This is a genomic window from Gemmobacter sp. LW-1, assembly GCF_001303875.1.
GTDB lineage: Bacteria > Pseudomonadota > Alphaproteobacteria > Rhodobacterales > Rhodobacteraceae > Gemmobacter > Gemmobacter caeni.
In genome coordinates this window covers 98002-109936 of sequence record NZ_LJSC01000060.1, presented here as the reverse complement: position 1 = coordinate 109936, position 11935 = coordinate 98002, and the positions used below count along the sequence as shown (strand labels likewise).

The following is an 11935-nucleotide window of genomic DNA, read 5'->3' as shown; positions in this document are numbered from 1 at the left end:
AATGTTGTGATGCGGTTGAGGTTTGGGAGATTTTTGAGATCGATGTTCCATCTGCGTGCGTTGTAGATTTGTGGGACGAGGCAGATGTCGGCGAGCGTGAGGGTTTGTCCGATGCAGTGGTTTCCGGTGTCGACCATGTTTTCGAGGGCGATGAGGCCCGGAGTGATCATGTCACGCATCCAGGTTTCCATAGTGATGCCGCCGTTTGACTGCGCGACTGCGTAGCGGGCGACGCGGAGGTTGCAGACGGGGTGGATATCCATGGCGATGGCATGTGCGACGGCGCGGATGCGGGCGCGGTTGGCGGCGGGTCCCGGGAGGAGGCCGAGGCCGCGGGTCTCGTCGAGATATTCGATGATGGCGAGGGATTGGGTGAGGGTGAGGTCGTCGATTTCGAGGACGGGGACGAGGCCCTGCGGGTTTCGGGCCAGGTGCTCCGGGTCGCACTGCTGGCCTGTGGTCAGGTCGACGGGGAGGCTGTGCCAGGAGAGGCCGGCGAGGCCGAGGGCGATGCGCAGGCGGTAGCTGGCGGAGGAGCGCCAGTAGTCGAAGAGGCGGATCATGGGCGGCGCTCCTGGCGGTGTTCTGTCCTGCGGGCTGCGGGTCAGGGTCCGGGGGGTCGGGTCTGTTCGTTGCATTTGCAATAAATAGCTTGACTTTGTTGCATATGCAACTAATTATCCGCACATCCTGCCGGAGGGCAGCATGAACGGAGGCCGCGCCATGACGAACCAGACCCTGCCGGGCGGGATGATCCGCTCGACTGCCGTGACCGGCCCGCATGCGGGTTACATGCCGGGCTTTGGCAATGACTTCGAGACCGAGGCGCTGCCGGGGGCGCTGCCGCAGGGGCAGAACAGCCCGCAGAAGTGTGAATACGGTCTTTATGCCGAGCAGCTTTCGGGCACGGCCTTCACGGCGCCGCGGGGGCAGAACGAACGGACCTGGTGCTACCGGATCCGGCCTTCGGTGAAACATGTGGGCCGGTTCACGAAGATCGCGGTGCCTTACTGGAAATCGGCGCCGCATATCGACCCGGATGTGATCTCGCTGGGGCAGTACCGCTGGGACCCTGTGCCGGTGGGGGACGGGGCGCTGACCTGGATCACGGGGATGCGTACGATGACGACGGCGGGGGATGTGAACACGCAGGTGGGCATGGCGAGCCATGTCTATCTGGTGACGCAGTCGATGGAGGACGAGTATTTCTTCTCGGCCGACAGCGAATTGCTGGTGGTGCCGCAGGAGGGCAGGCTGCGCTTCTGCACGGAACTGGGCATCATTGACCTGGAGCCGAAGGAGATTGCCATCATCCCGCGCGGTCTGGTCTACCGGGTGGAACTGCCGGACGGCCCGGCGCGGGGCTTCGTGTGCGAGAATTACGGCCAGAAGTTCGACCTGCCGGGCCGCGGCCCGATCGGGGCGAACTGCCTTGCCAATCCGCGCGACTTCAAATGCCCGGTGGCGGCCTTCGAGGACCGCGCGGCCCGCAGCCGCGTGGTGATCAAATGGTGCGGCCAGTTCCACGAGACCTTCATCGACCACAGCCCGCTGGATGTGGTGGCCTGGCACGGCAATTACTGCGCCTACAAATACGACCTGCGCACCTACAGCCCGGTGGGCGCCATCCTGTTCGACCATCCCGATCCGTCGATCTTCACGGTTCTGACCGCGCCCTCGGGGCAGGAGGGGACGGCGAACATCGACTTCGTGCTGTTCCGCGACCGCTGGATGGTGGCCGAGCACAGCTTCCGCCCGCCATGGTATCACAAGAACATCATGTCCGAGCTGATGGGCAACATCTATGGCATCTATGATGCGAAACCGCAGGGTTTTGTGCCGGGGGGCATCTCGCTGCACAACATGATGCTGCCGCACGGGCCGGATCGCAACGCCTTCGAACATGGGTCGAACGAGCCGATGGTGCCGCATTACCAGGCCGAGACCATGCAGTTCATGTTCGAGACCCGCTTCCCGCAGCATCTGACGGAATTTGCCGCGAAAGAGGCGCCGCTGCAGGACGATTACGTCGATTGCTGGGACAGCCTTGAAAAGAAATTCGACGGCACGCCGGGGATCAAGGCATGACGCAGCAAAGCTGGCTGGCCTCGGCGCAGGGCGACACCGACTTCCCGATCCAGAACCTGCCCTGTGGCGTCTTCGACGATGGCCGGGGCGCGCGGATGGGGGTGGCCATCGGGGATATGATCCTCGATGTGGGCGCGGTGGATCACGGGCTGGACCCGGCGCTGTTCGCGGCCCCCGCCTGGAATGCGGTGATGGCGGCGGGGCCTGCGGTCTGGGCGGCGCTGCGGGCACGGCTGACCGACCTTTTGTCGGACCCGGCGCATCGTGCCATGGTGGCGCCGCATCTGGTGCCGCAGGCGGGCGCGCGGCTGCTGATGCCCTTCGCGGTGGCGGAATATACCGATTTCTACGCCGGCAAGAACCATGCGGTGAATGTGGGCACCATGTTCCGCGGCGCCGAGAATGCGCTGCCGCCGAACTGGCTGTCGATCCCGATCGGCTATAACGGCCGGGCCTCGTCGGTGGTGGTCTCGGGCACGCCGGTCACCCGGCCCTGGGGGCAGGTGAAGGGGCCGGACGAGGCGCTGCCGCGCCTTGCGCCCTCGGCGCGGTTCGATCTGGAACTGGAGATGGGCGCCATCGTCGGCCAGCCGTCGCAGGGCATGGTCTCGGTGGCCGAGGCCGACGAGATGATCTTCGGCTATGTGCTGCTGAACGACTGGTCGGCGCGTGATATCCAGGCCTGGGAATACCAGCCGCTCGGGCCGTTCCAGGCCAAGGCGACGGCGACGACGATCAGCCCCTGGATCGTGATGAAAGCGGCGCTGGAGCCGTTCCGCGTGGCGACGCCCGCGCGCGAACGCCCGCTGCTGCCCTATCTGCGCGAGCCGGGGCCGATGCTTTACGACATCGGACTGACGGTCAGCCTCGCCCCCGGGGGCAAGGCCGAGACCGTGATCGCGCGCACCAATTACCGCGAGATGTATTATTCGGCGGCGCAGCAGCTGGCGCATCACACGACCTCGGGCTGTGCGATGCGGGTGGGCGATCTGCTGGGGTCGGGCACCATCTCGGGCACCGCGAAGGACGCGCGCGGCTCGCTGCTGGAGCTGAGCTGGGGCGGGAAGGAACCGCTGACGCTGGAGACCGGCGAAACGCGCAGCTTCCTTCAGGACGGCGATACGCTGGTCTTGCGCGGCGCGGCGCAGGGCGCGGGCTACCGCATCGGATTTGGCGATTGCGCGGGGCAGGTGCTGCCCGCCATCGAACTGCCCGGCTGGGCGAAGGAGTGAACCATGGCCAAGGCCTTTGCCTCGCAGGGCGACCTGTCTGAAAAGAAGATCAGCTTCACCGAAATCGGCGAGGGGCTTTACGCCTTCACCGCCGAGGGTGACCCCAATACCGGCGTGATCATCGGCGATGAGTCCGTGATGATCGTCGAGGCGCAGGCGACGCCGCGTCTGGCGCGCAAGGTCATCGACTGCGTGCGCTCGGTCACCGACAAGCCGATCAGCCATGTCGTGCTGACGCATTACCACGCGGTGCGGGTGCTGGGCGCCAGCGCCTATGGCGCGCGGGAAATCATCATGTCCGACGTGGCCGCCGCCATGGTCGAGGAGCGCGGGCAGGAGGACTGGGACAGCGAGTTCGGCCGCTTCCCGCGTCTGTTCCAGGGGCACGAGGAAATCCCCGGCCTGACCCGCCCGACCACCACCTTCTCCGACAGCATGACGGTCTGGCTCGGCCGCCGCCGGGTGGACATCATGAAGCTCGGCCGCGCCCATACCGCCGGTGACGCGGTGATCTGGGTGCCCGATCAGGAGGTGATGTTCACCGGCGATATCGTCGAATACCATTCCGCCTGCTATTGCGGCGACGGCCACTTCACGGACTGGCCCGAAACGCTCGCCAATATCGCGGCCTTTGAGCCCCGCGCCATCGCGCCCGGCCGCGGCGACGCGCTGGTGGGCGAGGAGATGGTCGCCAAAGCCATCGCCAATACCGCAGACTTCATCCGCTCCACCTACAAACCCGTCGAACGCGTCGTCGCCCGCGGCGGCTCCCTCAAAGAAGCATGGGACGCCGTCCGCGCCGCCTGCGACCCCAAATTCGCAAACTACGCCATCTACGAACACTGCCTCCCCTTCAACGTCGCCCGCGCATACGACGAAGCAAAAGGCATCGACACTCCCAAAATCTGGACCGCAACCCGAGATCAACAAATGTGGAATGATCTCCAGGCGTGAAAATATAACGCGGGACGGTGTTCAGATCGCCGGATTGGCTACGGCGCGATGAAGCGCTGCAAGACCCTGATCCAGCGCTGCGCGCTCGGCCTCTGTCATGGCGCCAAGAATGGCATTCGCCCGTGCTTCGACCTGTGAAAAGGCGCGGGCGAAGGTGCTGCGGCCCAGCGGCGTGATGGTGTAGAGCCGCAGCCGCCGGTCCTCAGCCGGGATGGAGCGCAGGATCAGCCCCTTGTCCTCAAGCCGCTGGGTCGCGCGGCTGACCTGCACCTTGTCCAGGGTAGTGCGCCGGGCCAGTTCCAGCGAATTGATCTCTTCCGCGCCCTCGATCAGGAACAGAAGCCGCCATTCCTCCCGTGTGAGACCATGGTCATGGCCATAGACCTCGACCAGTTGACGCGAAAACGCTTCGGCGACGACCGCCAGACGATAGGGAAAGAAGGATTCCAGTTGCATAGGCCGCCATACTGCTGATGTGCCTTCATTGCATATGTAATGAACCGGATCAAACGGTGCGTGCATCCTTGCCGCAGCGAAAACCGGCAGCGGAATCGTTCAAATTCGAAGTATTTCCGCTTTAAACCGCCATACCCGTTTCGGTTCTGCGCAAATCGTCAGCGACCGAAACTGTGGCGCTGTTTTTTTGACCGGAATGCAGCAGCAGCGCAGCGACGGTTTTCTGCGGCGCGGCATCTGTCTTGCGTGCTCTGACACGGCTGCGGCTTATTCGTTCTGCGGCAGCACAGCGCAGGCGGGAACGACCGCGCACTGCCTCCGCAAAAGGAAAAGAAAAAAACGTCGGAACGGTTTTGTCGCGCCTGCTGTCAGGCGCGGCCCGATCCCGGCATGCAACGGGGAATGGATATGAATCTGACACGTCGCTCGCTTCTGGCCACAGCCGCCGCCGCTCTTGCCGCGCCGCTGACCGCGCCGCGTTTTGCCTTTGCGCAGGAAGGCCCGATCAGGATAGGCGTCCTGCATTCGCTGTCGGGAACCATGGCGATTTCGGAAACCACGCTGAAAGACACGATGCTGATGCTGATCGAGGAACAGAACGCCAAGGGCGGCGTGCTGGGCCGACAGCTTGAGGCGGTGGTGGTCGACCCGGCCTCGGACTGGCCGCTGTTCGCGGAGAAGGCCCGTGAGTTGCTGACGGTTTCGAAGGTCGATGTGATGTTCGGCTGCTGGACCTCCGTCAGCCGCAAATCGGTGCTGCCGGTCATCGAGGAACTGAACGGCCTGCTGTTCTACCCGGTGCAATACGAGGGCGAGGAATCCTCGAAGAACGTGTTCTACACCGGCGCGGCGCCGAACCAGCAGGCGATTCCGGCGGTGGATTACTTCCTCAACGAGCTGGGGATCGAGAAATTCGCGCTGCTGGGTACCGATTATGTCTACCCGCGCACCACGAACAACATCCTCGAAAGCTATCTGAAGGCGAAGGGCATCGCGGCCGAGGATATCTTCGTCAACTATACCCCGTTCGGCCACAGCGACTGGTCGAAGATCGTGGCTGACGTGGTGGCGCTGGGGGCCGATGGCAAGAAGGTCGGCGTGGTTTCCACCATCAACGGTGACGCCAATATCGGTTTCTACAAGGAACTGGCCGCAGCGGGCGTCACCGCCGACAAGATCCCGGTCGTGGCCTTCTCGGTCGGCGAGGAAGAGCTTTCGGGGCTGGATACCACCAACCTCGTCGGCCATCTGGCAGCATGGAACTATTTCATGTCGGCCGATACGCCCGAGAACAAATCGTTCATTGAGGCGTGGCACAAGTTCATCAAGGACGACAAGCGTGTCACCAACGACCCGATGGAAGCGCATTACATCGGCTTCAACATGTGGGTGAATGCCGTGACAGCGGCGGGCACCACGGCGGTCGATCCGGTGATCGACGCCATGGTCGGGCAGAAATTCCCCAACCTGACCGGCGGCATGGCCGAGATGCTGCCGAACCACCACCTGACCAAACCCGTGCTGATCGGCGAAATCCGCGCTGATGGCCAGTTCGACATCATCAGCCAGACCGAGCCGGTGCCCGGCGACGCCTGGACCGATTTCCTCCCGGAATCGGCGGTGCTGGAATCGGATTGGAAAGACCTGAAATGCGGCATGTATAACACCGAGACCAAGACCTGCGTGCAGCTGACCTCCAACTATTGATCTGATCCGCGAGGGGGGCCATGGCGCCCCTCGCCCTATCGAAGGGGTTGGAATGTTCCGTTTCCTGCTGCCGCTTGCCATGGCGGTCTGTCTTGCCTTGCCTGCCCTTGCGCAGACCCTGCCCGAAGTGGTGGAGGCATCGCGCGCCCAGATCGAGAAACCCTCGCGCCAGACCATCGGTCCGGTGATCGACGCCATCGCCTCGACCGGCGATCCGGCGGCGGCGGCGCTGTTGCAGGCCTGGGCCGACCGCAAGTTGGGGGTGCGCAAGGCCGATGGCGCGTTCTTCCTGCTGGAAAAGGCGCCGGAGGGCTGGGCGCTGACCGGACTGGACGGAACTGCCGCCGGAACCGCGCCGACATCGGACATTACCGACCTCAAACCCAATGCCGGTGTGCGCGAACTGATCGGTGCGGCGCTGGTGCAGTTCACCCTGACCGACCCCGATCCGGCGCAGCGCACCCGTGCGCTGGACGCCATCGCCCGCTCGCCTGCCAAGGCGCAGCTCGCGCCCTTGCGTGCTTCGATCGAGGATGAGGCCGACCCGGGGCTGAAAGCCCGGAAGGAACACCTCGCCACTTTCCTGACCCTGCAATTCGGAGACGACAGTGCGACCCGCGTCGTCGCCATCGAAAGCCTTGCAGGCGATACCGCACTGGACGTGCGCGCCGCGCTGAACCCGCTGCTGGTCACCAGCCGCAAGGTCGCCGTGGCGCTACCGCAGGGCGTGAACATCGCGGCTACCCTGACACCGGGCAAGGACATCCCGCGCGAGGCCGCCTATGACCTGCTGGTCGGCGCTGGCTTCGCCCCCGCGCGCCTTACGCTGGCCGATCAGAAGGCCGCGCTGGCCGCCCATGTGGAAAACGGGGCTGTCGGTGGCGTGCCGCTGGCCGAACTGGCCAGCCAGCAGCGTCGTGACGCGGCCTATGAGGCGCTGGAGCAATCGGGCCAGGTGCCTGCCGCCGCTACTGATGCCGAGGTCGCTGCCGCGCTGGAGGCGCATGTGTTCTACGATCAATATGCAGAACCCGACCCGGCCGTCACCGATGCGGCCCGACGGACTCTTGCCAGTATCGAAACCCGCGTGGGCTTGATGACGGCCGCCGATCTGGGGCTTGATGCCCTCTCGCTTGCCTCGATCTACTTCCTTGCCGCCATCGGTCTTGCCATCACCTTCGGTGTGATGCGGGTGATCAACATGGCCCATGGCGAGTTCATCATGATGGGCGCCTATACCGGCTATGTCGTGCAACAGATGATCCCGAATTACACCGTCTCGATCCTTGTCGCGCTTCCGCTGGCCTTCGCGGTGACCTTCGCGGCGGGCGTGGCGATGGAACGGCTGGTGATCCGTCACCTCTACAAACGTCCGCTGGAGACGCTGCTTGCGACCTTCGGCATCTCCATCGCGCTGCAACAGATCGCCAAGAACATCTTCGGCACTCAGGCCCGGCCGCTGACCGCGCCTGCCTGGCTGGACGGTGCGCTCAGCTTCAACGACATCATCTCGATCAGCTATATCCGGGTCGCCATCTTCCTGCTGGCGCTGCTGTTCCTCGGCTTCTTCCTCTGGCTGATGAAACGCACCCGGCTGGGGCTGGAGGTGCGCGCCGTGACGCAGAACCCGGCCATGGCCGCCAGCATGGGCATCGACCCCGACCGCATCAACATGCTGACCTTCGGGATCGGCTCGGGCATCGCCGGGATCGCGGGCGTCGCCATCGGGCTTTTCGCCAAGGTCACCTCGGAGCTTGGCTCGGATTATATCGTGCAAAGCTTCATGACAGTCGTGGTGGGTGGGGTCGGCAATATCTGGGGGGCGCTGGCGGGCGCCGCCATGATCGGCGGCTTCCAGAAGGTGATCGAGTGGCTGAACCCCTCGAACACGCTGGCGGCGCAGACCTACATGATCCTGTTCATCATCCTGTTCATCCAGTTCCGCCCTCGCGGCATCATCGCCCTCAAGGGCCGCGCGGCAGGAGATTGAGCCGATGTTCAGACCGCCGCTGTCCTTCCCTTCATCTTGGCCCAAATATCCCACGGGGGCGCGGGGGTGTGAAACCCCCGCCGCAACGCCGGAGGCCCCGCAATGACCCGGACATTCCTTGCCCGCAACCCCTCGACCCTGTGGTTCCTGCTGGTGCTGGCGCTGTTCACCCTTGGCGTCACCGTTCTGGTCGAGGGCTTTGGCATCGGCCTCATCCCCACCGCCTTCGTCAAGGTGCTGGGCAAGACCTTATGTCTCTGCCTCGTCGCCCTGGCGATGGATCTGATCTGGGGATACACCGGCATCCTGTCGCTGGGCCACATGGCCTTCTTCGCCCTTGGCGGCTACATGACCGGCATGTGGCTGATGTATGCCCGCACCGAGGAGATCGTGGTGCAGGCGCTGGCCGGATCGCCCATCCCGCCCACGCCCGAAGAGGTGGCGCAGGGGGTTGCCACACAGATCTTCGGCGTGGTCGGCGGCTCTGACCTGCCCGTGGTCTGGAGCTTCGCCCACAGCGCCTTCCTGCAATTGCCATTGGTATTGATCGTGCCGGGCGTTCTGGCGCTGATCTTCGGCTGGCTGGCGTTCCGGGCGCGGGTGAACGGGGTGTACCTGTCGATCCTGACGCAGGCCATGACGCTGGCGCTGGCGCTTTACCTGTTCCAGAACGACAGCGGGCTGCGCGGCAATAACGGGCTTTCAGGGCTGCAAAATCTGCCTGGCCTCGCCGATGTGCCACAATCCACGCTGTCGATCCTGTTCTTCCTCGCCTCGGCCCTGTTGCTGGCGGCAGGGTATCTGTTGCTGGCCTGGGTCACCTCGGGCAAGTTCGGCAGTGCCCTGCGCGCGATCCGCGACGATGAACAGCGGCTGCGTTTCCTTGGCTACCCGGTCGAGGGGTACAAGCTGTTTGTCTTTACCCTGACCGCCATGGTCGCCGCCGTGGCGGGTGCTTTCTATTACCCGCAGGCGGGCATTATCAACCCGGCCGAGCTTGCGCCCATCGCCTCGATCTACCTCGCCGTCTGGGTCGCCATTGGCGGGCGCGGACGGCTTTATGGGGCGGTGATCGGGGCGGCCTTCGTCTCGTTGTTGTCCTCGTGGTTCACCGGGGGCATGGCGCCCGCCATTCCGCTCGGGTTCTACACAATCAACTGGGTGGACTGGTGGACGGTGCTTCTCGGCCTGGCCTTCGTGCTGGTGACGCTGTTCGCGCCACGCGGGATCGGTGGGCTGTTCGACCGGCTGCCCAGCCCGCGCCGCCATGGCGCCCAGCTTGGCCCCGATGACGGCGCGCTGCGCGAGAAGGAGGCCGACGCATGACCACCATTGCCCCCGCCCGCACGACCTCGCTGCTGGAGGTTTCCGGCGTCTCGGTCACCTTCGACGGCTTCCGCGCCATCAACAATCTGTCCTTCGCCATCGGCCCGCAGGAACTGCGCGCAGTGATCGGCCCGAATGGCGCGGGCAAGACCACCTTCATGGACATCGTGACCGGCAAGACCCGGCCGGACGAAGGCACGGTTGTCTTCGGGGAGGTGCCCCGCTCATTGCTGCGGATGTCCGAGGCGCAGATCGCGTGCGCAGGCGTCGGCCGCAAGTTCCAGCGCCCCACGGTGTTCGAGGATCAGAGCGTTTCCGAAAACCTGATGTTGGCGCTGAAGGCGGCGCGCACGCCCTGGCGGGTGCTGTTCTGGCGCGAAACGGCGAAAGACCGTGTCCGCGTGGCGGAGCTTGCAGCACAGGTGGGCCTTGCCGATCACCTGTCCCGCAAGGCGGGCGAGCTGTCCCATGGCCAGAAGCAATGGCTGGAAATCGCCATGCTGCTGGCACAGGAACCACGCCTGCTGCTGGTCGATGAACCTGCGGCGGGGATGAGCTTTCTGGAGCGCGAGCAGACCACCGCGCTGCTGGTCGAACTGGCGAAAACCCGCGCCGTCGTCGTGGTGGAGCATGACATGGAGTTCATCCGGCGGCTGAACTGCAAGGTCACGGTGCTGCACGAAGGCTCGGTTTTGGCCGAGGGCAGCCTAGATCACGTCACCAAGAATCCGCAAGTCATCGAAGTCTATCTGGGGCGCTGAACATGCTGACAACCGAAGGGCTGACCCTGCATTACGGCGGCAGCCAGATCCTGAACGGCATCGACCTTGAGGCGAAGGCTGGTGTGGTGACCTGCGTCATGGGCACCAATGGCGTAGGCAAGACCTCGCTTCTGAAGGCGCTGGCCGGAACGCATCCGCGCTCCGGTGGCAGGCTTACGCTGGATGGCGAGGTGCTGCCGGTCCTGCCCGCGCAACATATGGCGCGGCGCGGACTGGCGGTGGTTCCGCAGGGGCGGATGATCTTTCCGCTGCTGACTGTGCGCGAGAACCTCGAAACCGGCTTTTCGCTGCTGCCGAAGGCCGATCACAAGGTGCCCGACGAAATCTATGACCTGTTCCCGGTGCTGAAGGATATGGGCCACAGGCGCGGCGGCGATCTGTCGGGCGGGCAGCAGCAACAGCTTGCCATCGCGCGGGCGATGATCATGCGTCCCAAGGTGCTGTTGCTGGACGAACCGACCGAGGGCATCCAGCCCAATATCATCCAGCAGATCGGCCGCGTGATCGAATATCTGAAGGCCAAGGGCAATATGGCCATCATTCTGGTCGAACAGTATTTCGATTTTGCCTTCGATCTGGGCGACCAGTTCTATGTGCTCAAACGCGGCGCGGTGAACCTGTCGCATCCGAAAGAGGGCCTGACGCGCGAGGCGCTGCAAGCCGCGCTGAGCATCTGATTACGCCCCCAGCGCGTATTGGCGCAGCCGGTCGTAATGTGGCAGCGCGGCCTCGACCAGCCCCGCATATTCGGGCGCAAGGTCGGGCAGCGGGCCTTCCGGGGCATCAAAGCCGGTGGAGGCATGGACTGCATTATACCAATGCGGCGCCCATGCCCCGTCAAAGGGCTTCGGCCCCGCAGGCCAGCGCAGCATGCTTTCGGTGAACGGAATGTCCAGGGCCGCACAAAGGGCATGCAGGCTGACAGCCGGGTTGGCGCGGATATCCTCGCTGTCCACCACCACCGGCGCCGCGCCGGTCAAGTCAGCCACCTGATCAAACAGTTCCCCTTGCTGGACAAAGCCGATGTCGGCCAGCGTCGGGCTTTCGCGCTTCCTGGAATAGCTTGCCACCACCCGCGCCGGATGCCGGATCAGGAACACATTGGTCAGCCCGCGCAGAAAGCCCCGATCAAAGCCGGGGATCATATGAAGCGTCATATGCTTCTGATACCACAGCGGCTTTCCGTCAGGGTTTGGCCCCGGACAGGCAGCGGCGACCTTTGCCGGATCGGCCTCGCCCGCCGCGATCACCTCGGCCGACATCGGATGGTCTATGCCGGTCGCGGCCAGATAGGCGGCATAGAAGGGTTCATCCCACACCGCGCAATCACCACGCGCGGCGAAGGCATACATCATGGCGGTCGACAGATTGCGCGGGCCGCTCCACATCGCGATTTTCAT

11 protein-coding genes are annotated in these 11935 nt (G+C 64.4%); 8 read left to right on the top strand and 3 right to left on the bottom strand.

From position 1 onward, the window contains the following. On the bottom strand, positions 1–563 hold a 563-nt coding region (gene maiA / locus AO684_RS19300; RefSeq protein WP_054302023.1), incomplete at its 3' end, for a maleylacetoacetate isomerase. 160 nt (positions 564–723) lie between these two features. Between maiA and hmgA the strand changes: the two genes are divergently transcribed. The 3 genes from hmgA to AO684_RS19285 are packed head-to-tail and all read left to right on the top strand — an operon-like array spanning position 724 to position 4274. Next, entirely contained in the window at positions 724–2088 is a 1365-nt protein-coding gene (hmgA, locus tag AO684_RS19295; protein ID WP_054301983.1) for a homogentisate 1,2-dioxygenase, read from the top strand. Beyond that, positions 2085–3320: a fumarylacetoacetase gene (gene fahA, locus AO684_RS19290; RefSeq protein ID WP_054301969.1), complete on the top strand. Its 1236-nt coding sequence runs from the start codon at positions 2085–2087 to the stop codon at positions 3318–3320. Before hmgA ends, fahA begins: the two co-directional genes overlap by 4 nt. A 3-nt stretch (positions 3321–3323) precedes the next feature. Then, positions 3324–4274 carry an MBL fold metallo-hydrolase gene (locus AO684_RS19285; protein WP_054304358.1) on the top strand — a complete coding sequence of 317 codons (951 nt, stop codon included), beginning with the start codon at positions 3324–3326 and terminating at the stop codon, positions 4272–4274. Between the two features lie 21 nt (positions 4275–4295). Here AO684_RS19285 and AO684_RS19280 read toward each other — a convergent pair whose 3' ends face one another. Beyond that, positions 4296–4730, bottom strand: coding sequence for a MarR family winged helix-turn-helix transcriptional regulator (locus AO684_RS19280; protein WP_054304357.1), 435 nt, complete (start codon positions 4728–4730; stop codon positions 4296–4298). 408 nt (positions 4731–5138) lie between these two features. On the opposite strand from AO684_RS19280, the gene urtA reads away from it, so the two are divergent. The 5 genes from urtA (at position 5139) to urtE (ending at position 11212) form a co-directional block, all read left to right on the top strand. Beyond that, positions 5139–6437, top strand: coding sequence for an urea ABC transporter substrate-binding protein (gene urtA / locus AO684_RS19275; RefSeq protein ID WP_054304369.1), 1299 nt, complete (start codon positions 5139–5141; stop codon positions 6435–6437). 52 nt (positions 6438–6489) lie between these two features. After that, complete coding sequence (gene urtB / locus AO684_RS19270; RefSeq protein WP_054304356.1) at positions 6490–8427, top strand: urea ABC transporter permease subunit UrtB; 1938 nt, start codon at positions 6490–6492, stop codon at positions 8425–8427. Positions 8428–8529: 102 nt separating this feature from the next. Beyond that, positions 8530–9753 (top strand): urea ABC transporter permease subunit UrtC, encoded by a 1224-nt coding sequence (gene urtC, locus AO684_RS19265; protein WP_054304355.1) that lies wholly within the window; start codon positions 8530–8532, stop codon positions 9751–9753. Continuing rightward, positions 9750–10514, top strand: coding sequence for an urea ABC transporter ATP-binding protein UrtD (gene urtD, locus AO684_RS19260; protein WP_054304354.1), 765 nt, complete (start codon positions 9750–9752; stop codon positions 10512–10514). The genes urtC and urtD overlap by 4 nt, the downstream gene beginning before the upstream one ends. A 2-nt stretch (positions 10515–10516) precedes the next feature. Further along, on the top strand, positions 10517–11212 hold the full coding sequence (gene urtE, locus AO684_RS19255; protein ID WP_054304353.1) for an urea ABC transporter ATP-binding subunit UrtE: 696 nt from the start codon (positions 10517–10519) through the stop codon (positions 11210–11212). Here the strand turns inward: urtE and AO684_RS19250 are convergent, their stop codons facing one another. Continuing rightward, positions 11213–11935 carry an HAD family hydrolase gene (locus tag AO684_RS19250; RefSeq protein ID WP_235451322.1) on the bottom strand — a complete coding sequence of 241 codons (723 nt, stop codon included), beginning with the start codon at positions 11933–11935 and terminating at the stop codon, positions 11213–11215. It lies immediately after the preceding gene.